The organism is Rodentibacter trehalosifermentans (assembly GCF_002000545.1).
GTDB classification, from domain to species: Bacteria; Pseudomonadota; Gammaproteobacteria; order Enterobacterales; family Pasteurellaceae; genus Rodentibacter; species Rodentibacter trehalosifermentans.
This window is the reverse complement of record NZ_MLHL01000040.1, coordinates 1-21,947: the sequence shown is the minus strand read 5'-3', so window position 1 is coordinate 21,947 and position 21,947 is coordinate 1. Positions and strand designations below refer to the sequence as shown.

Here is a 21,947-nt window from a genome sequence, read left to right as displayed (position 1 = left end):
CCAAGGATTTTTATTATGCTTACCCAACTTACTATTAATAATTTTGCCATTGTTCGTCAGCTAGATATTGAATTAGCCAAAGGTATGTCTGTGATTACCGGTGAAACCGGGGCGGGGAAATCCATCGCGATTGATGCCTTGGGTTTATGCTTAGGGCAACGTGTCGAAAGTGCTATGGTAAGAGAAGGGCAGGAACGCGCAGAAATTTGTGCAAGCTTTCATCTCCAATCAACCAATCTTGCTTATCATTGGTTACAAGCACAGGAATTGCAAGATGCGGAAAATCCTTCCGAATGTATTTTACGCCGAGTCATCAATGCCGATGGTCGCTCTAAAGCCTTTATCAATAGCACACCGGTTTCTGCGGCTCAACTTAAAGAAATCGGACAATATTTAATTCATATTAACGGTCAGCACGCTTCCCAACTTTTACTCAAAAATGACTACCAACTTCAATTAGTCGATGGTTTTGCACAACATACGGATTTGCTCAGCCAAATGCGTGATGATTATCGGGCATGGAAAAATTTACAAACGCAAGTGAAGCAATTTCAGCAAAAAGTCGCAGAAAATGAAGCCAGAAAACAACTCTTACAGTATCAAGTGGAAGAGTTAGACGAATTTAACCTTCGCCCGAATGAATACCTTGAATTAGAGGAAGAGCAGCGCCGTTTATCAAGCAGTGAGCAGCTCACCCAACTTTCTCAATCCGCTTTACAGCTTTTAAGTGAAAATGAAACGGTGAGTATCGATACCATGCTCTATCGTGCAACACAATATATTGATGAACTTGTTGGGCTTGATCCCCGTTATAGCGATGTACAAAATTTATTAAATGAAGCCCTCATTCAAGTGCAAGAGGCCACTAATGAAGTGCAACATCTATCATCAAACATTGAGCAGGATCCCATGCTATTACAGGAAATTGAACAGCGTATGGGGCAAGCATTGCAGTTGGCAAGAAAGCATCATGTAAAACCTGAAGAATTAGTGGAATGGCATCAAAAATTAAAAGCAGAATTGACCGCACTTTTAGATTTTTCGGAAAGTGAAGAAGCGCTTTTGGCACAAGAAAAAGCGGCCTTTAGACAAATGCAGGCAAGTGCAAGTGCATTAACGGCAAGCCGTCAACAATCCGCCGAGCGTTTAGCAAAACAAGTCACGGATTCTATTAAACAGCTTGCAATGGAAAATGCACAATTTTATATCGAAGTTAAAACCGATAATGAGAAAATCACAGCAGATGGGGCAGATCAGGTTATTTTTACTTTACGCAGTAATCTCGGGCAGCAGCCTCAGCCGCTTTCTAAAGTTGCCTCCGGTGGGGAGCTTTCTCGCATTTCATTGGCGATTCAAGTATTAACCTCTGATCAATCGGCGATTCCTACCCTCATTTTTGATGAAGTCGATGTGGGAATTAGTGGTTCAACTGCCAGTGTGGTAGGAAAATTGTTACGTCAATTAGGACATCAATGCCAAGTGCTGTGTGTAACGCATTTACCCCAAGTTGCCAGCTGTGGGCATCATCAATTTAATGTTGAAAAATTCACCGTAGAGGGAAAAACGGAAACCAAAATGACCGCACTTTCGCAAGATGAACGCATTCCCGCATTAGCCCGTTTGCTCGGCGGAAGCCAAGTTACAGAGCTTGCCTTAGCCAATGCAAAAGAAATGCTGGAGTCTGTGGGCGCGTGAAATGAGGGGAAAATAAAAAACACAGAAAATAAAGAAATTGCTATAATCCGACCGGTTTATTTTCCCGACAGGGTTATTGCAATTTTAGGTAGAGTATGTCATTACAATTGAATATGATAGCGTTGTTGTTGGTTATTTTAATCGTTCTCGGTTTGGTCAGCCATAACAGTGCTATCACCATTTCTGCGGCGGTGCTGTTAATTATGCAGCAAACTTTTTTATCTCAATATATTCCATTTGTTGAAAAATACGGTTTAAAAATCGGCATTGTCATTCTTACTGCGGGGGTATTAAGCCCGCTCGTATCAGGGAAAATCAAACTCCCGAACTGGGCTGATTTCCTCAGTTGGAAAATGGCCCTTTCTGTTGTCGTTGGTGTGTTTGTGGCATGGCTTGCCGGAAAAGGGGTTTCCTTAATGGGAGAACAACCAGTGTTGGTAACCGGGCTATTAATTGGCACGGTGGCAGGTGTCGCCTTTCTTGGTGGGATTCCCGTTGGGCCGCTTATCGCAGCCGGTATGTTGGCATTACTGTTGGGAAAATGATGATGAAAAATAAAGGGATATTGATTGCCGCTTTGAGCGGTTTTTTTAGTGTCGGCTTGGGGGCTTTGGCGGCACATGGTTTAAGCCATATGTTAGATGCTAAAGCACTGGCATGGATTGACACCGGTCTGAAATATCAACTCTTTCACACTTTAGCGATTTTAGCCCTCGGTTTGTCAGGCGGGCGAGATAACAAATTTGCCAATTTAGCGACACTGGCTTGGACATTAGGCATCGTCTTTTTTAGTGGCAGTTTGTATGCTCTTGCTTTTGGTGTGGGCAAATCGGTTGTTTGGATCACACCAATTGGCGGTATATTATTTTTAATCGGTTGGCTAAGCCTTGCTTGCGGTAGTATAAAAAGTAAATCAGAATGAAGAAAAGCACAATAAAATCCGAGTTTACGCCCTTACAACATTCTCTTTTCACCCAACTCGATAACCTGATGCTTGTAGAAAAGCGTCGGTTGTTCTCGCGTATTCAGGGTATTGCTAAAATTAAAAATCCACAGGCTCAACAAGCAGTCGCATCGGAAATCGAACAACAAATTCAACAGGCAAAATGGCGTGTGGAACAGCGCCAAAGTGCGGTTAAAAATCCGATAGTTTTTCCTGAAGATCTCCCCGTTAGCCAACGCAGAACGGAAATTGAAAAATTACTGTCGGCGCATCAAGTGATTGTGGTAGCCGGGGAAACCGGCTCGGGGAAAACCACGCAATTACCGAAAATGTGTTTGGAATTGGGGCTTGGGCGTTTAGGTATGATAGGACATACCCAGCCCCGTCGAATTGCCGCCCGCTCCGTTGCCACCCGAATTGCAGAAGAGTTACAAACCGAATTGGGCGATCTAGTGGGATATAAAGTCCGCTTTAATGACCAAGTCGGCGAGAATACTCAAATTAAACTCATGACCGACGGAATTTTGCTGGCAGAAATTCAAACGGATCGTTTTCTTAATCAATATACTTGTTTGATTATTGACGAAGCCCACGAGCGTAGCTTGAATAATGATTTTATTCTTGGTTATCTAAAGCAGCTTTTACCCCGTCGTCCGGATTTAAAAATTATCATTACTTCCGCCACCATTGATGTAGAACGTTTTTCCAAGCATTTCAACAATGCCCCGATAATTGAAGTCTCCGGCAGAACCTATCCTGTGGAAGTGCGCTATCGTCCTATTGTGGATGAAGAAGAGCAAGATCAACTACAAGGCATTTTAAATGCGGTAGATGAGCTTCAAGCAGAAGGCAAAGGCGATATTTTAATTTTTATGAATGGCGAACGGGAAATTCGTGATACGGCAGAGGCTTTACAAAAACAAAATTTAAAGCATACGGAAATTCTCCCGCTCTTTGCCCGCCTTTCTGCACAGGAACAAAATAAAATTTTTCATCCTAGCGGATTAAATCGTATTGTTTTAGCGACGAATGTGGCGGAAACCTCGCTTACCGTACCGGGCATTAAATATGTGATTGACCCGGGTACGGCTCGAATTTCCCGCTATAGTTATCGAACCAAAGTACAACGCTTACCGATTGAGCCGATTTCACAGGCGTCTGCCAATCAGCGCAAAGGCCGTTGTGGTCGGGTGAGCGAAGGGATCTGTATTCGTCTTTATTCTGAAGAAGATTTCAATTCCCGCCCGGCATTTACCGATCCGGAAATTTTACGCACCAATTTAGCTTCCGTGATTTTACAAATGATGGCATTAGGCTTAGATGATATTGAGGCCTTTCCCTTTGTTGATGCCCCGGATAGACGACATATCCAAGATGGTGTGAAATTGTTGGAAGAGTTGGGGGCGTTGGCGTGGAAGAGGATTAGAAAATCGCCCCCTCCATTTACGAGGGATACTGTCCGTAGCGCTGAGGAGGGAGAGCGTTCCTCAACATCAAAAGAAAAACGTGTTCTTACAAACCTTGGTCGTCAACTGGCCCAACTTCCCGTTGATCCCCGATTGGCAAAAATGTTGCTAAGTGCGGTCAATTTGGGCTGTGTTTATGAAGTGATGGTGATCGTTTCTGCCCTATCTATTCAAGACCCTCGTGAGCGTCCAACGGAAAAACAGCAGGCTGCAGATGAAAAACATCGCCGTTTTGCCGATAAAAAATCCGATTTCTTGGCCTTCTTAAATCTTTGGCATTATCTCCAAGAACAACAAAAAATCTTGAGCAAAAATCAATTTCGCCGCCAGTGTCAAAAAGATTTTTTAAATTATTTACGCCTTCGAGAATGGCAAGATATTTATCATCAGATTCGCCTTTCTGTGCGTGAAATGGGGTTGCCGATTAATTCCGAAAAAGCAGAGTATCCGCAAATTCATAGCGCACTTTTAAGTGGTTTACTATCCCATATCGGGTTAAAAGAAGTGGAAAAACAACAATATCTTGGTGCGCGTAATGCCCATTTTTCGATTTTCCCTAATTCCGCACTTTTCAAAAAACAACCGAAATGGATCATGGCGGCAGAATTGGTGGAAACCTCAAAACTTTGGGGGCGAATGGTGGCAGAGATTGAACCGGAATGGATAGAACCCCTTGCTGAGCATTTGGTGAAAAAATCTTATGCAGAACCTCGTTGGTCAAAATCCCGTGGTGCGGTGATAGCCGATGAAAAAGTAAGTTTATATGGTGTGCCGATTGTGCAGGCAAGAGTGGTCAATTATGGAGCAATTGACCCGGTTGTGAGCCGAGAGATTTTTATTCAATCGGCTTTGGTTGAGGGGAATTGGCATACCAAACACCCCTTCTTCAAACAAAATCAAAAGTTGATTAATGAAATAGAAGAGCTGGAGCACAAAAGCCGTCGTCGGGATATTTTGGTTGATGAGCGAACCCTGTTTGAATTTTACGATCAACGTATCGGTACAGAGGTCGTTTCACAAAAACATTTTGATACTTGGTGGAAGAAAGCCTCAAAACAGCATTCGGAATTACTGAATTTTGAGCGGGCTTTCCTGATTAATGATAAGGCAGAACAAGTCAGTAAACTGGATTTTCCCAACTTTTGGTATCAGGGTAACCTTAAACTCAAACTCACCTATCAATTTGAACCGGGCACAGAGGCGGACGGTGTGACGGTGCATATTCCTTTGCCATTGCTTAATCAGGTAGAAATGACAGGCTTTGATTGGCAAATTCCGGGTTTGCGTGAGGAATTAGTCATTGCATTGATTAAATCGTTACCGAAGGCGTATCGACGTAATTTTGTTCCGGCACCGAATTATGCTCAAGCCTTTTTAGGCCGTGCCATCCCTTTAGAAAAACCATTATTGGACACCCTCATCTACGAATTACGCCGTATGACGGGGGTGACGGTGGAGGCGGAACATTGGAACTGGGCACAAATTCCAAGCCATCTAAAAATGACGTTTCGAGTGGTGGATGAAAAAGGCAAGAAAATTGCCGAATCGATGGATTTGGATGCCCTGAAGTTTGCGTTGAAAGAGCGTGTACAAGAGAGCATTTCTGCGGTAGCGGATGACGGCATTGAACAAACCGGTGTACATGTTTGGAATTTCGCCGATTTACCGCAATTTTATGAGCAGAAAAAGCAAGGGTTTAGTGTGAAAGCCTTTCCGGCAATTGTGGATGAAAAAGATGCCGTCGGGATCAAACTCTTTGAAACGGAATTTGAGCAAAAGGTGGCAATGCAGCAGGGATTACGCCGCTTATTGTTACTGAATGTGCCATCCCCTATTAAGTATCTTCATGAAAAATTGCCGAATAAAGCGAAACTGGGGTTATATTTCACACCATTTGGGCGGGTGTTGGATTTAATTGACGATTGCATTGCTTGTGCGGTAGATAAACTGATTACGGATTTTGGCGGTTTTGTATGGAATGAAGAGGGTTTTGAAAAATTACGGGATTTTGTGCGTGAAAATCTCAATGAAGTTACGGTCGATATCGCCCAAAAAGTGGAACAAATTTTAACCTTTAACCACGCCTTAAACCAACGTTTAAAAGGTAAAATGGATTTTACGATGGCATTTGCCCTTTCGGATATTAAATCGCAACTGAGTGGGTTGGTGTATCAGGGCTTTGTGCAAAAAAGTGGCTACTCTCGATTGCCGGATTTATTGCGTTATTTACAAGCCATTGATAAGCGTATCGACAAGCTGGCTCAAGATGTGAACCGTGATCGTGCGGCAATGTTACGCGTAGATCAAGTCCAACAGGCCTATCAACAACTTTTAGCAAAATTACCCAAATCTAAGCCGATTTCTGATGAGGTGGCTGAAATTCGCTATATGATTGAAGAATTACGGGTGAGCTTGTTCGCCCAGCAATTAGGCACGAAATATCAGGTGTCGGATAAACGGATTTTGAATTTGATTTCAGAGTACTAGGGATAAAAAATGAAATTACAGCTACTTTCGGATACACATGGAACACCGTATTTTGTCGATCAAAATGCAGATTTAATCGTCCATCTTGGTGATTTTGGGAATGGATTGAGCGGTGCGATTGAATTTCATGAAAATTGTAAAAAATTTGGCAAGCCTTATGTTTTTGTGCTGGGTAATCATGATTTTTATCATGAAAATATGACGGAAGTTTATCGCAAGATTCTGGATTTAAAATTGAATTGTTTATTTGAGCATCAAGTCTTTGAGTTTGATGGATGGCGTTTTGTTGGGGGGACATTATTTACTAATTTTAGGCAAAATACGGTAGCTTTTCGAGAACACGAAAAGTTTAAATTGATATCTGAAAGATGTATTGCCGATTTCGGGTATATTTTTGATTATCAAGCAAATGAAAAATCTGAAAGGCGAATTACAGCTAATGATTATGTTCGCTTTTTTAATCACCAATTAAATTGGATTAATCGGTTTCGAGGAAAAGATAAAACTGTTGTTCTTACACATTTTCCGCCTTCTTTAATTTGCCAAGACCCTCAATTTGATAATTCTCCATTAAATCCATATTTTATCAATGATATTAGTTTGGACGGTTTTAACTTTTGGTTTTCTGGGCATACCCACTCTGCGGTAGATACTGTTTTCCAAGGATGTCGTGTAGTGATTAATCCATTGGGCTATCCAAATGAACACGGAAAAAACGGTTTTATTTCGGAGCTATTAATTGAACTGTAGTAAGTAATGAGTAATGAGAAAGCCTGTGATTATAAATCAATCACAGGTTTTATTTTTTGTGAGCCATGTCAAAGTTTCAACAAAAAGTATGAACCTTTTATTTGTTTTATCGTTTTTTGAGCGTATGATTTTCACCGCAGTATTTGGAGAAAAAGATGTCTGAAATTCAACAGTTTAATCAGCGTGATATTGAAATTCTTAATGAGGAAGTCGTGTATGACGGGTTTTTCACGCTCAAGAAAATTCAATTTAAACACAAACTTTTTGCCGATGGTGAAAGTGGCGTGGTCACTCGTGAATTGCTTATCAAAGGGGCGGCTGCCGCAGTAATCGCTTATGATCCGAAAAAAGATTCTGTGGTTTTGGTGGAGCAGGTTCGTATTGGGGCTGCCTATCATCCCGAGCCGAATCGTTCCCCTTGGTTGTTAGAGTTAATTGCAGGGATGGTAGAAAAAGGAGAACAGCCGGAAGAGGTGGCATTGCGTGAAAGCGAAGAAGAAGCCGGTGTGAGTGTGAAGAATCTCACGCATTGTTTAAGTGTGTGGGATAGCCCCGGTGGCGTAGTTGAACGGATTCATTTATTTGTAGGGGAAGTGGATAGCTCAAAGGCGAAAGGGATTCACGGTTTGGCTTGCGAAAATGAAGACATTCGAGTGCACGTTGTGAAACGTGAACAGGCGTATCAATGGATGTGCGAAGGGAAAATTGATAATGGCATTGCAGTGATGGGATTGCAATGGCTTCAATTGAATTATGCTCAGTTGCAACAACGTTGGCAACGAAGTTAGGAATCATCTATGAAAAATACGTTTGTTTATCGGGCAGAAAAACCGATTATAAAATTATTACAAATTACCGATCCCCACTTATTTAAGGATGAAAAAAGCGAGCTGTTGGGGGTGAACACGCAATCAAGCTTTTCGCAGGTTTTAACGGAAATTAAACAGGAAAATAGCGAATTTGATGTGATACTGGCAACCGGCGATTTGGTGCAGGATAGCAGCGATGAGGGGTATCAGCGTTTTGTCGAGATGATAAAACCTTTTGCTTTGCCGGTATTTTGGATTCCGGGGAATCATGATTTTCAACCTAAAATGGTGGAAAACTTAAATCAGCCGCCAATGGAAAAAGCAAAACATATTTTGTTGGGCGATCACTGGCAAATTTTATTGTTGGATAGTCAGGTTTACGGCGTACCTCATGGCGAATTAAGTCGCTATCAACTTGATTTATTAAAAACGACATTAGAAGCCTATCCGCAACGCCACACTTTAATTGTGTTTCACCATCATGTATTACCGACAAATTCTGCTTGGCTTGATCAGCATAATTTGCGAAATTCCCATGAATTACTTGATGTGCTTGCGCCGTTTAAAAATGTAAAAGCTATTTTATACGGTCATATTCATCAGCAAGTGGATAGTCAATGGCAGGGATACCAAGTGATGGCAACCCCTTCAACCTGTATTCAATTTAAAGCGGACAGTCAGCATTTTGCTTTAGATGACGTGCAACCCGGTTGGCGGGAAATTGAATTGCACCCTGATGGTCTGATTGTGACGGAAGTAAAACGGATTAAACAGGCAAAATTTTTACCGAATATGCAGGAAGAAGGGTATTAAATTGAGAACAAAGTGCAACTAAAAAACGTTCTGCATCCCAAAAGTTGGACTAAACTTCAACTGACTAAGATGCAGATTTTTATGGTTAAGTAAAACCAACTTTCACACGGTGAATTATCGAATTTTATTTTCAAAAAATAAAAACTGCTTGCTGTCACACCAATATTTTCAACTTAGAGATACAAGATATTTTTTACGCAATGAAACTTCTCCACCGTTAAAGGTGCGTAGTGTATTTTCACATTGCACTTGCAAATATCCCCGCTCGTCAATACCTTGTTCAATGCCGGAAATCACCTCCTGTTCGGTGAATACATTGACTTCATTATGAGAAAATGCATTATGTGCCCGCCATGCCTGCTGAAATTCCCCATCAATTCCCACATGTTCAAAGTGTGCTAACCGTGTATAAAGATGTTGAATCAACTTAGGTAATAAAATTTGGCGGTCCGCATTCGGCTCAATTTCACACAATTGAGCATAGGGTTGGTTAATACCTGTTTTTTTCGGTAACGACATATTAATTCCCACACCAATAACAAGATTTAAACAATCATTTTTTATATTCGCAATCTCAACTAAAATCCCGCCCAGTTTTCGTCCATCAAATAAAACATCATTCGGCCATTTCACTTGCACGCCAAAGGTTTCTGCAATCGCCAATCCCACCACCAAACTGAGCCCTTCAATGGATTTTCTCGGATCAACCGTCCAATAAAAGCTAAATATCATTTGACCTGCAAAAGGTGACAGCCACTGGCGCCCCCGCCGTCCCCGCCCACCGGTTTGATATTCCGCAATGCAAAGATCGCCTTTTTGAAGATGGGCAATATTCTGCAAAACCCACTCATTTGTGGAAGTGATGACCGGATAATAATGCACATGGTAGGGTGAAAGTTCGGTTGATATTTGGTGAGAATTTAATAAAGGTAATTGCGGTATGAGTTGATAATATGTGGTATTTTCTTCAATATTTAGCCCCAATGCCCGCAATTGCTGTACATCAAAAGCAATATTTTGTGAAAATTCCGCCAATTCTGACCGCACTTTGGGCATACAATCAGACAAACAGCTTAACAATGCCAAATTCATACTTTTTCCTATCACGAAAACGTTTGCCGATCATAGCATAAAACCTAAAAATTTCATTTTCAAAATGGTGCAAAATCTGTATAATCCCGCCGCAATATTTTTTGACATTCACTTTTAAACTACGGAAATATTGCTATGCTTAGAATAAAAAAAGAAGCCCTCACCTTTGATGATGTTCTTCTTGTTCCTGCACATTCTACCGTGCTTCCCAATACTGCAAATCTTTCAACCCAACTCACAAAAAACATTCGCCTAAATATCCCAATGCTCTCTGCGGCGATGGATACCGTAACTGAAACCAAATTAGCGATTTCTCTCGCACAAGAAGGCGGCATTGGTTTTATCCACAAGAATATGTCCATTGAACGCCAAGCGGATCGTGTGCGTAAAGTGAAAAAATTTGAGAGCGGTATTGTTTCCGAACCGGTTACCGTTTCACCAAATCTCACACTTGCAGAACTTGCCGAACTGGTAAAGAAAAATGGCTTTGCGGGTTATCCGGTAGTTGATGGGGAGAAAAATTTAGTCGGTATTATCACAGGACGTGACACCCGTTTTATTTCGGATCTCACCAAAACCGTTGCGGACTTTATGACGCCAAAAGATCGACTTGTAACCGTCAAAGAGGGCGCAACCCGTGATGAAATTTTCCGCTTGATGCACGAAAATCGTGTGGAAAAAGTCTTAGTGGTGAATGATGATTTCAAATTAAAAGGCATGATCACCCTAAAAGACTATCAAAAAGCCGAAAGCAAACCCAATGCCTGTAAAGATGAATTTGGGCGTTTGCGTGTGGGGGCGGCTGTGGGGGCTGGCCCGGGTAACGAAGAACGTATTGATGCCTTAGTCAAAGCTGGCGTGGATGTGTTGTTAATCGACTCTTCACACGGCCATTCCGAAGGGGTGTTACAACGTGTGCGTGAAACCCGTGCCAAATACCCTGATCTACCGATCATTGCGGGAAACATCGCCACGGCTGAAGGTGCAATCGCCTTGGCTGATGCAGGGGCGAGTGCAGTGAAAGTGGGAATTGGGCCGGGATCAATCTGTACCACCCGTATCGTCACCGGTGTCGGTGTTCCACAAATTACCGCCATTGCCGATGCGGCAGAAGCGTTGAAAGATCGTGATATTCCTGTGATCGCAGACGGTGGTATCCGTTTCTCAGGCGACATTGCCAAAGCCCTCGCTGCCGGTGCAAGTTGTGTGATGGTCGGTTCAATGTTCGCCGGCACGGAAGAAGCACCGGGCGAAATTGAGCTTTACCAAGGGCGTGCATTCAAATCCTATCGTGGCATGGGTTCATTGGGGGCGATGGCTAAAGGGTCATCAGATCGCTATTTCCAATCAGACAATGCCGCCGACAAACTTGTACCGGAAGGTATTGAAGGGCGTATTCCATACAAGGGCTACTTAAAAGAAATCATCCACCAACAAATGGGCGGCTTGCGTTCTTGCATGGGATTAACCGGTTGTGCCACCATTGACGAACTTCGCACCAAAGCAGAATTTGTGCGTATCAGCGGTGCGGGCATTAAAGAAAGTCATGTTCACGATGTGACAATTACTAAAGAAGCACCAAATTATCGGATGGGGTAGCGGTTGATAGAAGAGAGGTTAAAAAGTTAGCCACTCTTTTTATGTTATGAATGCATACAAAAAAGGAAATATATGCAAAAAAATAAAATTGCACTACTCATTGATGCGGAAAATGCCAACAGCTCAGCAATCGAACAAATCTTAGCTGAAGTTGGAAAATCTGGCACGATCACAGTAAAACGAATTTATGCTGATTGGACGGAAGAACGGAACAAAAGATGGAAAGAACAATTAAATATATATGCCATTAGCCCTATTCAAAAATTTGCCTATACTAAAGGAAAAAGCTCTAGCGATACTGCATTAATTATTGATGCAATGGATCTCCTTCATTTTAAGACTGTCGATGCATTTTGCATTGTATCAAGTGATAGCGATTATACGAGACTTGCACATAGAATCCGTGAAGAAGGTTTAGATATTATTGGAGTAGGTAAAAGCCATACCCCAGAAGCATTCAAAAAGGCTTGTACTCAGTTTATTAGAGAGGAAAATCTCATTAAAACCGCAAAATCCTTGGATGATCAAAAAAATACAAAATTTATTGATTACTCATTGATAAAAAGTGCTTTTGAAATGGTTGAAGATACAGATAATGGTATGGCTCTGCTATCTAAGTTCTCTGAGGCGCTAAGAAAAATTGATTCCGAATTCGATCATCGCTCTTACGGCTATACAACCTTTAGAACATTTTGCAAAAACTTGGATGGCTATGAACTTTATCTACATCCAGATAAAACAACAATCTCGTTGAAACAACAAGACAGTGAAAAAAAATGATGATATAGAATCTAATATTAATTATGACGAAATAAAAAAAGCATTTGAGAAAGTTGAAAAAAATGGGACTGCTCTATTATCAACATTTGCTGAATCATTAAATAGAATTGGGTTTCAATATAAATCTCATGGCTATAAACGTTTTTTTGACTTCTGTAATGATCTAGAAGGATACGAGATTATTTCTCATGACGATGACCAAACATTTTCTATTAAACCCCAAAATTAACGGATTTGATATGCTCCAAGCAATTATCTTCGATATGGACGGTGTGATTGTCGATACGGAATTTTTAGAATACGATTTGCAAGCACAATTTATCGAATCTATCAAAGAACACGACCATACTTTAACGCCCCTTGAGCGTTCTGAAGTGGTGGGAAAAGGGCTGTCGGAAATTCCTGAAATCGTGAAAAAATTAAGTGGTTCCTCCTTGCCTTTGGAAGAAATCAAACAACGTTATTTCGATTTTTTCAATCAACTCTTTGCGACCGTGGATTACCCTTCCATTTTTCGTACGGATATTCAACGTATCATTAATTTTGCTAAACAAAACCATATCAAATTGGCGGTTGCCTCCTCTTCCCGCCTTGAACATATCCAAAATATTTTGACAAAATGTGGTATTATTCAACACTTTGATTTTATCGTCAGTGGCGAGCAATTTGAACGGAGCAAACCTGACCCGACTATTTATCGTTACACCCTCGAAAAATTGGGCGTTCAAGCCCAAAATGCGGTGGCGATTGAGGATTCATTTTTCGGCATTCAAGCAGCGAAATCTGCCGCTATTCCCGTGATTGCCTACGAAGAAAAACGAATGTATATTGACCAATCCCAAGCTGATTATTGCGGCAAAGATATGAACGAAATTTTAGCGATTATTCAAAAATTACATTATTAACCATTTTATTAAGGTAAAAAATGAGCAACATCCACCACCATAAAATTCTCATCCTCGACTTTGGTTCACAATATACCCAACTCATTGCCCGCCGTGTGCGTGAAATTGGGGTTTATTGTGAGCTTTGGGCGTGGGATGTCACGGAAGAACAAATCCGTGAATTTAACCCAACGGGAATTATTCTTTCCGGCGGGCCTGAAAGCACCACAGAAGCAAACAGTCCTCGTGCACCGGAATATGTATTTAATGCCGGCGTGCCTGTGCTAGGTATTTGCTACGGTATGCAAACCATGGCAATGCAATTAGGCGGTTTAACGGAAACTTCCGATCACCGTGAATTTGGTTACGCCTCCGTTTCGTTGGAAAATTCGACCGCACTTTTTGCCAATCTCAACGATGGCGATAATAAATTAGATGTTTGGATGAGCCACGGCGATAAAGTGACCCGTTTACCCAATCACTTTTCTGTGACAGGCACAACACCAACTTGCCCGATTGCCGCCATGTCTGATGAAAATCGTCATTTCTATGGGGTTCAATTCCACCCGGAAGTTACCCATACGAAAAGCGGTTTGGAATTGTTGAAAAACTTTGTGGTGAACATTTGTGGTTGCGAAACCAAATGGACCGCTGAAAATATTATCGAAGATGCAGTAGCCCGTATTAAGGAACAAGTGGGCGATGATGAAGTGATTTTAGGTTTATCAGGTGGCGTGGATTCATCGGTTGTTGCCTTATTATTGCACCGTGCCATCGGCAAGAATTTGCACTGTGTCTTCGTGGATAACGGCTTGTTACGCTTAAACGAAGGCGATCAAGTGATGGAAATGTTCGGCAATAAATTCGGCTTAAATATCACCCGAGTGAATGCTGAAGATCGTTTCTTAAGTGAATTAGCCGGTGTGGATGAACCGGAAGCAAAACGCAAAATTATCGGTAAAGTTTTCGTGGATGTGTTCGATGATGAAGCCAAAAAATTACCGAATGTGAAATGGTTGGCGCAAGGCACCATTTATCCTGATGTGATCGAATCCGCCGCCAGCAAAACCGGCAAAGCCCACGTGATCAAATCCCATCACAACGTAGGCGGCTTGCCAGATTATATGAAACTCGGCTTGGTCGAGCCATTGCGTGAACTGTTTAAAGATGAAGTGCGTAAAATCGGTTTAGCGCTTGGTTTACCCGCTGAAATGCTCAACCGCCACCCTTTCCCGGGCCCAGGGTTAGGGGTGCGTGTATTAGGGGAAGTGAAAAAAGCATACTGCGATCTCCTCCGTCGTGCCGATGCGATCTTCATTGAAGAATTACATAAAGCGGATTGGTATTACAAAGTCAGCCAAGCCTTCACCGTGTTCCTCCCGGTTAAGTCCGTAGGGGTAATGGGGGATGGTCGTAAATATGACTGGGTGGTTTCCCTTCGTGCCGTTGAAACCATTGATTTTATGACCGCACATTGGGCGCATTTGCCGTATGATTTATTAGGTAAGATCTCCAACCGAATAATCAATGAAGTGGATGGCATTTCCCGCGTGGTCTATGATGTCAGCGGAAAACCCCCAGCAACCATTGAGTGGGAATAAAAACTGCCCTTCATATTATTTCAAAAATAACGAAAAGCCTTGCAATCGCAAGGCTTTTCTATTTACGACATACTTGTGAAAATTTTTGCGATTTTTAACCGCACTTTCATTTAGATCACCCGCTGGATAAGAGCAGAAATATCCTCTGCAAATTGTTCTTTTTCCGCCATTTCAGCGATTTGGGCGTGAGTATAACGTTTGGCGTTATATACCGCCACAATGCTGGTATCACCAATTTGCAAGAAATTGCGTTCGCCAAAATCGGTGTAACGTGTGGCTCCAATGCTGATGATGGCTTGTTTTGGATAATTTGCTGATTTGAGCAGGGACGCAATATGATTCATCGGCCCTTCATCAGGCTGATTATTCATTCGGTCGATAATCCAATCCAACAATTTTTGGTGAAAGTAGCTATAACCCATCGCTGGGCTATCAATGCCGTATTCATTCATCACACTATTACGTTTGTGAAAACAAGCGATATGAAAATCGTCCAATACACCACCTCGGTTGAAATGATCTAGGGGCAGCCAATTTGCCGAAATGCCTTTAGATTTCTCACCCCAGTTTTTCTTTTCGCAAATTTTGCGTGCATTAGGTCGGCGAATAGAACAATCGTTATAAGCAGCAAAATAGGTAGGCAAAAGTGCGGTCACTTTTCCATCAGAATATTGAATCTCACAAATCAACGCAATTTCAGGCTCAATTTGCAAATTATCCGCATCATTGGGAAAGCGAATTTCAGAAGGGGAAAGAGGGTAGGTGGTAAGAAATTGATATTCCTCTAAATTTTCACTCGGCACATAAAAGGGAAAAATCGCTTTAGGTTGCACCGCTTCCACGGTTTTTACCTGTAAAAAATCCGCCGCCTCACCCGCCTGCTCCAAATGCCCCGCAAAATTACCCGCCACGCCTAAGCCGATAAAGGTGTTGTTCATTGTGATCTCCTTTTTCAAAAAACGGTCGGAATTTTAACCTTTGATTAGTAAAAAATCATCAAAAACCTTTCGGTGCCCTTGCTTGATAAAGCAAAAATAACGCTTTAAAATATCGTAATTTTTTATTTGACAATCAGAGGAGGGCTCTATAATGCTTAACGCACAACGCACAACGCACAACAACTAGCCTAAACTTTCCTTTCTTTTCGTTAGCTTGCAAGGGGCTTTCCTATGCAAGTTAAGTCTCAGCAAGTTAAATCCAAACAACGTGTTGCCGATTTTGGCGAAGTCTATACCAACGAGCGTGAAGTCAACGCAATGTTGGATTTGGTTAAAGATCAAACGACCGATCCTGATAAAACCTTTCTTGAACCGGCTTGTGGCTCGGGCAATTTTTTAGTTGCTATTCTCCGCCGTAAACTGGATGCCATCGCTCAAAAGCACAAAAAAATTCAAAGTGAGTACGAACGCTATGCTGTGATTGCCGTGGGGAGTTTATACGGCATTGAGCTTCTGCCCGACAACGTGGCGGAGTGCCGCAAACGATTATCCACTCTATTTATCGAACATTATCAAAGCCATTTCCCCAAAACCTACAAAAATGAAGCAATCCGCAGCGTTGAGTTTATTTTGCAGCACAATATTTTGTGCGGCGATGCTCTCACGCTTAAAACTGAAAGCGGTAAAGAGATTATTTTTAGCGAATGGAAAATGCCATTTGGCAACCAAATCAAACGCCGAGCCTTTATTTACCGTGATCTTGTAAACAATTTCAGCGATCTACCGCTCTTTTCCGATGAAAACGGCGAACCCGTTTTTATCCCTGAACCCATTGAAGAATTTCCTCCTATCAACTTTTTGGAGCTAGGCAATGAACAATCTCACTAATATCAATTACAACCCTGATGTGTTGGACTGCTTGGCGAATTTATCCAATGATGAAGTTTTCACACCACCTGAACTGGTGAACCAAATGCTCGACCGTTTGCCGGCAAGTCTTTGGCAAAATCCCAATGCGAAATTTCTCGATCCAGTGTGCAAATCGGGCGTGTTTTTGCGGGAAATCGCCAAGCGGTTAATTTCAGGGCTGGCATTGCACATTCCCGATTTAGACGAACGGCTCAACCATATTTTCACCCGGCAACTTTACGGCATCGCCATCACGGAACTCACCGCTTTAATTTCTCGCCGAAGTCTTTATTGCTCCAAAAAAGCCAACGGCGAACACTCCATTTGTTCCGCCTTTGAAACGGAAGAAGGGCAGATTTTTTATCAGCGTGTGGAGCATAGCTGGGAGGGCGGAAAATGTTCGGAATGTGGGGCAAGCCAAGCGGTTTATGATCGCATCACAATGGAAAACCACGCCTATGGTTTTATTCACCAACAAGCAAGGACAAAATTAGAGTTAGAAAAAATGAAATTTGATGTGATTATTGGTAATCCACCGTATCAGTTAAGCGATGGCGGTGCACAAGCCAGTGCCGCCCCGATTTATCATGAATTTATCCAACAGGCGAAAAAGCTCGACCCTGAATATTTAGTAATGATTGTGCCGTCTCGTTGGTTCGCCGGTGGGAAAGGCTTAGATGATTTCCGTGATGAAATGTTAAACGATAAACAATTAAAAGAAATTCACGATTTCCCTAATGCAGCTGATTGTTTTCCTGGTGTATCTATTGAGGGAGGGGTTAATTATTTTATATGGGAAAAAGAATATCAAGGCGATTGTTTGGTTACGACCTATGAAAATAAAAAAATGGTTTCCCAAATGAAAAGACCTTTAAAGGAAAAAGGTTTGGATATTTTTATTCGCTATAACGAAAGTATTTCAATTTTAAGAAAAGTATTAGCCTTTAAGGATAAAAGTTTTAGTGAGTTGGTGAGCTCAAGAAAACCTTTTGGACTAACAACGAGCGTAAAAGGAAATAAAGATCCTTATGTTGGAGTTAAAGATAATATTATTTTATATATTCAAAATAAGAAGAGAGCATACATCAGAAAAGAAAGTGTTTTAATAAATAAAAAATGGATAGATGAGCATAAAATATATATTTCTTATGCTTATGGTATGGGAAATAAAGAACCTTTTCAGGTTATAAATACCTCATTTTATGGTTCTCCTGGCACTTGCTGTACTGAAACTTATTTAGTTATTGGAGGATTTGAAAGTAAATCTATATGTCAAAATGTGATGAGTTATATGGCAAGTAAATTATTTCGATTGTTGATATTACTAATAAAGAATACACAGCACGGTACAAGAAAAGTTTACGAATTAGTGCCACAACAAGATTTTTCAAAATCTTGGACAGATCAAGAGCTTTATGAAAAATATGGCTTAGATGAAAAAGAAATTGCTTTTATTGAAAAAATGATTAGACCGATGGAGGTGGAAGATGAGTGAAAAAATTGAAAATGTGGCTCATTTAGCTCAACGATTAAAAGAACTAGGAGAACCTAAAAAGGGCTATACTCGTTTTTTTCGTGGGCATTCTGATGAACGCTATGAATTAGTGCCGAGTATTTACCGTAAAGATGATAAAGCAAGTGATCCAAACTACCTAATAAATAATGAAGATAAAATTATTAAAGATGCTTTTACATATTGCTCAGATTATTTTTTACCTCACGAAACTCTTTTTGAAAAGTTAGTAAAATTACAACATTATGATTATAAAACAAGATTATTAGATATAAGTAGTAATTCTCTAGTTGGCTTATATTTTGCTGTGGGTAAGTCCGATAAACAAGAAGTCGCTAATGAGAATGAAGATGGAGAGGTTGTTGTATTAGATATTCCTAACGAATACATTAAATATGATGATAGTGATGTGGTTTCTATTTTATCAGCTGTTTCTTTGAGAAATAAAAGTTTTAATATTACCTCTTATATCGAACAAGGAGATCTTCTATCAGCTTTAGAGATAACTCCTTATATTATAGAGGAGCGAGAAAACTATGAAGAAATGAAAGATAGTGATTTTATTAAAATTTTTAATAAAGAACTAAAAGAATATGGAGCAAGTTTTGATGAGGGATTGAAATTAAGTATTATGCAGAAAAGAAGAGAGGCATTTAGGAAAATATTTAATGATTTGCCAGAGATAGCTAGATTATTACATGATATTAGAAAGGATAAACCAAGTTTTAATCCAATCATTGAAGCAAATGATTTTAATCGAGTTGTTTGTGTAAAGGCAAAACAAAATAATCCTAGAATAGCAAAGCAACAAGGAGCATTTTTGCTTTTTGGTATTGATGGTCAAAAAATAAAGCAAGCGGAAGTAGAGCCTAGCTGGATCGTATTAAAAGATCATCGGCTGATTATTGATAAAGATTCAAAAGAAAATATTTTAAATGAATTGAAATCTTTTGGTATTAGTCATCAATCACTATTTCCAGAATTAGACTCACAAGCACAAGATATTATGAATAAATATAAAAGCTAATTAATAAGCGGTAACCTTTTCACAAAAATTTGCAAAGAGAAAAAATTATGATACTTAATGAACTCAACCCTCCCAAAATCTACGCCTATTCCGACCGTTCTTTTCCCCATTGTTTGAAAGTGGGATATACCACACGCCAAAAAGCGGAGCAGCGGGTTCGGGAGCAATACCCAGTGAAAACCCCGGAACAGACGTGGAAAATCGAGCTGGAAGAATTGGCGGTGCGGGATAATGGCACGCTTTTTACCGATAAAGATGTACATCGGGCACTGAAAAAGGCAGGTGTTCGCCAAGTGAACGGGGAGTGGTTTGAATGCGATGTGCAAGCAGTTCAGGTAGCATTGATTTCGGTGAAAAAGGGTATTTGCAATCGGAAAAAACGCACGCTGGCGTTTGGAATGCGTCCTGAACAAGCTGCAGCGGTAGAGAGAACTCAACGTTATTTTGAGAGCTTTAAGCAAGATGAGGCAAACCGTGGCAAGGCTCCTCGCTTTTTGTGGAATGCGAAAATGCGTTTTGGCAAAACCTTTGCCACCTATCAACTAGCCAAGAAAATGGGTTGGCAGAAAATTTTAATTTTAACCTTTAAGCCTGCGGTGCAAGATGCGTGGCAGGAGGATTTAGCTAACCATACGGATTTTGAAGGCTGGCAATTTTTCGCCAAAGATGACAGTTTGCAAAATGTTGACCCAAATCGACCGCTCGTTTGCTTTGGTTCGTTCCAAGATTATTTGGGTAAAACTAAAGCGGGTGGTATTAAGCCAAAAAATGAGTGGGTACATAGTACCAATTGGGATTGCGTGGTGTTTGATGAATATCACTACGGGGCGTGGCGAGAAAATGCCAAGGATTTGTTTGAAGGTGAGGATGATAAACGGGAGCAGAATTTTGCCGAAAGTGATGAGCTCAAATCTTTTGACGAGGATTTATTGCCGATCACAACTCACCATTATCTCTACCTTTCAGGCACACCATTTCGGGCGATAGCCTCAGGTGAATTTATTGAGGAGCAAATTTTCAATTGGACCTATTCGGACGAGCAAAAGGCGAAAGAAACGTGGCAAACCGAACAGGGCAAAAATCCGTATTTGGCGTTGCCTCAAATGATAATGATGACCTATCAATTGCCTGATTCCATTCAAGATATTGCCCGCAAAGGCGAGTTTAACGAATTTGATTTAAACCGCTTTTTTGAAGCGAAGGGAAGCGGTGAAAATGCCTCATTTATTTACAAAAGTGAGGTGCAAAGCTGGCTGAATTTTATTCAAAATAAATTGCCGGAATTAGCAGTGGATACATTAAAAATGGGGGCGAGAAAGCCACCAATGCCATTTTCCGATGCGAATTTGTTAGGCAACTTATTGCACACCTTTTGGTTTTTACCAAATGTGGCGAGTTGCTATGCGATGCGGAATTTATTGGCGGAAAAGCAAAATCAGTTTTTTCATCAATATCAAATTATCGTTGCTGCAGGGGCGAGTGCAGGCATTGGGCTAGAGGCGTTACCGCCTGTGCAAAATGCGATGACAAAAAATCCGCTTGCTGCCAAAACTATCACGCTTTCCTGTGGGAAACTCACGACAGGGGTTTCTGTGCCAGCGTGGACGGGGATTTTAATGTTACGCAATGCTTCCAGCCCTGAAACCTATTTCCAAGCGGCATTTCGCGTGCAAACCCCTTGGGTGTTGAGAGGTTATGATGAGAGCGATCCGAATAATGAGGAAATTTTGAAACAGCAATGCTATGTGTTTGATTTCGCCCCAAACCGTGCATTACGCCAAATTGCTGAATATAGTTGCCGTTTAGATACGGAAAATACTAATCCGGAACAAAAAGTGGCGGAGTTTATCCATTTTTTGCCTGTGTTGGCATATGACGGCAGTTCAATGAAGCAAATTGACGCAAAAGGCGTGCTAGACATCGCAATGAGTGGCACAACAGCAACATTGCTGGCACGCCGTTGGGAAAGTGCTTTATTAGTGAATGTAGATAATGATACCTTAAAACGCCTAATGGACAGTGAAGATGCGATGAAAGCGTTAAAAAATATTGAGGGTTTCCGTTCTTTAAACCAAGATATTGAAACTATCATCAATAAATCGGAAGCGGTTAAAAAAACGAAAAAAGAGAAAGGCGATGATCTCACCCCTACAGAGAAGAGGGTATTGACTGCGGAAGAGAAAGAATATAAATCTCTTAGAAAGCAAATTCAGGATAAATTGATTAAATTTGCCACCCGCATTCCCGTGTTTATGTATTTAACTGATTATCGTGAACACTGCCTACGCGATGTAATTACCCAACTAGAACCACGACTTTTCCATAAAGTAACAGGATTGACCCAAAAGGATTTTGAGCTGTTAGTGCGGTTAAACGTGTTTAATGAAAGTTTGATGAATGATGCGGTCTATAAGTTCAAACGCTATGAAGATTCAAGTTTGGAGTATGCGAAGGCAAATCAGAAAGATAATAGAGTTGGGTTGTTTAGTACGGTAATTTCCCGTGAAGATTATGAAAACTATAAAAATTAGGCTTAAAATAGAGCGAAATGTTTTAAATTTCATCAAACGATAAAAAATTTAATTTTTTTTTGAAAAAACCACTTGCGTGGTGTTAAAAAATCCCTATAATACGCCGCACA

General features: G+C 41.0%; 18 protein-coding genes. 16 read left to right on the top strand and 2 right to left on the bottom strand.

The window, feature by feature from the left end; translation table 11 throughout:
• Nucleotides 1-15 precede the first annotated feature (15 nt).
• The 7 genes from recN (at nucleotide 16) to cpdA (ending at nucleotide 8,963) form a co-directional block, all read left to right on the top strand.
• The gene (gene recN, locus BKK52_RS07540) at nucleotides 16-1,695 is read left to right on the top strand and encodes a DNA repair protein RecN (RefSeq protein ID WP_077478423.1); all 1,680 of its coding nucleotides are present in this window, start codon (nucleotides 16-18) and stop codon (nucleotides 1,693-1,695) included.
• Between the two features lie 95 nt (nucleotides 1,696-1,790).
• A complete protein-coding gene (locus BKK52_RS07535; protein ID WP_077421462.1) occupies nucleotides 1,791-2,240 on the top strand; it encodes a DUF441 domain-containing protein in 450 nt (149 codons plus the stop codon).
• 2 nt (nucleotides 2,241-2,242) lie between these two features.
• A complete protein-coding gene (locus BKK52_RS07530) occupies nucleotides 2,243-2,617 on the top strand; it encodes a DUF423 domain-containing protein (protein ID WP_077421461.1) in 375 nt (124 codons plus the stop codon).
• Nucleotides 2,614-6,591, top strand: a complete 3,978-nt coding sequence (hrpA, locus tag BKK52_RS07525; RefSeq protein ID WP_077478422.1) for an ATP-dependent RNA helicase HrpA — start codon at nucleotides 2,614-2,616, stop codon at nucleotides 6,589-6,591. The genes BKK52_RS07530 and hrpA overlap by 4 nt, the downstream gene beginning before the upstream one ends.
• Before the next feature lie 9 nt (nucleotides 6,592-6,600).
• Nucleotides 6,601-7,341 carry a metallophosphoesterase family protein gene (locus BKK52_RS07520; protein WP_077421459.1) on the top strand — a complete coding sequence of 247 codons (741 nt, stop codon included), beginning with the start codon at nucleotides 6,601-6,603 and terminating at the stop codon, nucleotides 7,339-7,341.
• A gap of 155 nt (nucleotides 7,342-7,496) precedes the next feature.
• Nucleotides 7,497-8,129 (top strand): ADP-ribose diphosphatase, encoded by a 633-nt coding sequence (gene nudF / locus BKK52_RS07515; protein ID WP_077478421.1) that lies wholly within the window; start codon nucleotides 7,497-7,499, stop codon nucleotides 8,127-8,129.
• Between the two features lie 9 nt (nucleotides 8,130-8,138).
• Nucleotides 8,139-8,963, top strand: coding sequence for a 3',5'-cyclic-AMP phosphodiesterase (cpdA, locus tag BKK52_RS07510; protein ID WP_077421457.1), 825 nt, complete (start codon nucleotides 8,139-8,141; stop codon nucleotides 8,961-8,963).
• Nucleotides 8,964-9,131: 168 nt separating this feature from the next.
• Here the strand turns inward: cpdA and birA are convergent, their stop codons facing one another.
• A complete protein-coding gene (gene birA / locus BKK52_RS07505; RefSeq protein WP_077421456.1) occupies nucleotides 9,132-10,055 on the bottom strand; it encodes a bifunctional biotin--[acetyl-CoA-carboxylase] ligase/biotin operon repressor BirA in 924 nt (307 codons plus the stop codon).
• Nucleotides 10,056-10,190: 135 nt separating this feature from the next.
• Between birA and guaB the strand changes: the two genes are divergently transcribed.
• The 5 genes from guaB (at nucleotide 10,191) to guaA (ending at nucleotide 14,919) form a co-directional block, all read left to right on the top strand.
• The gene (gene guaB / locus BKK52_RS07500; RefSeq protein WP_077478420.1) at nucleotides 10,191-11,654 is read left to right on the top strand and encodes an IMP dehydrogenase; all 1,464 of its coding nucleotides are present in this window, start codon (nucleotides 10,191-10,193) and stop codon (nucleotides 11,652-11,654) included.
• 72 nt (nucleotides 11,655-11,726) lie between these two features.
• Entirely contained in the window at nucleotides 11,727-12,434 is a 708-nt protein-coding gene (locus BKK52_RS07495; RefSeq protein WP_077421454.1) for an NYN domain-containing protein, read from the top strand.
• Nucleotides 12,421-12,663, top strand: a complete 243-nt coding sequence (locus BKK52_RS07490) for a hypothetical protein (protein WP_077473549.1) — start codon at nucleotides 12,421-12,423, stop codon at nucleotides 12,661-12,663. Before BKK52_RS07495 ends, BKK52_RS07490 begins: the two co-directional genes overlap by 14 nt.
• A 10-nt stretch (nucleotides 12,664-12,673) precedes the next feature.
• Entirely contained in the window at nucleotides 12,674-13,339 is a 666-nt protein-coding gene (locus BKK52_RS07485; protein WP_077421897.1) for an HAD family hydrolase, read from the top strand.
• A gap of 20 nt (nucleotides 13,340-13,359) precedes the next feature.
• Nucleotides 13,360-14,919 (top strand): glutamine-hydrolyzing GMP synthase, encoded by a 1,560-nt coding sequence (gene guaA, locus BKK52_RS07480; RefSeq protein ID WP_077421895.1) that lies wholly within the window; start codon nucleotides 13,360-13,362, stop codon nucleotides 14,917-14,919.
• Nucleotides 14,920-15,029: 110 nt separating this feature from the next.
• On the opposite strand, the gene BKK52_RS07475 is transcribed toward guaA, so the two are convergent.
• Complete coding sequence (locus BKK52_RS07475) at nucleotides 15,030-15,857, bottom strand: DUF5718 family protein (RefSeq protein WP_077478419.1); 828 nt, start codon at nucleotides 15,855-15,857, stop codon at nucleotides 15,030-15,032.
• 231 nt (nucleotides 15,858-16,088) lie between these two features.
• On the opposite strand from BKK52_RS07475, the gene BKK52_RS07470 reads away from it, so the two are divergent.
• The 4 genes from BKK52_RS07470 to BKK52_RS07455 are packed head-to-tail and all read left to right on the top strand — an operon-like array spanning nucleotide 16,089 to nucleotide 21,837.
• Nucleotides 16,089-16,745 carry a DNA methyltransferase gene (locus tag BKK52_RS07470; RefSeq protein ID WP_077478418.1) on the top strand — a complete coding sequence of 219 codons (657 nt, stop codon included), beginning with the start codon at nucleotides 16,089-16,091 and terminating at the stop codon, nucleotides 16,743-16,745.
• On the top strand, nucleotides 16,729-18,261 hold the full coding sequence (locus BKK52_RS07465; RefSeq protein ID WP_077478417.1) for an Eco57I restriction-modification methylase domain-containing protein: 1,533 nt from the start codon (nucleotides 16,729-16,731) through the stop codon (nucleotides 18,259-18,261). The genes BKK52_RS07470 and BKK52_RS07465 overlap by 17 nt, the downstream gene beginning before the upstream one ends.
• Nucleotides 18,254-19,306 (top strand): FRG domain-containing protein, encoded by a 1,053-nt coding sequence (locus tag BKK52_RS07460; RefSeq protein WP_077478416.1) that lies wholly within the window; start codon nucleotides 18,254-18,256, stop codon nucleotides 19,304-19,306. Before BKK52_RS07465 ends, BKK52_RS07460 begins: the two co-directional genes overlap by 8 nt.
• Before the next feature lie 47 nt (nucleotides 19,307-19,353).
• Nucleotides 19,354-21,837 (top strand): GIY-YIG nuclease family protein, encoded by a 2,484-nt coding sequence (locus BKK52_RS07455; protein ID WP_077478415.1) that lies wholly within the window; start codon nucleotides 19,354-19,356, stop codon nucleotides 21,835-21,837.
• Nucleotides 21,838-21,947 lie beyond the last annotated feature (110 nt).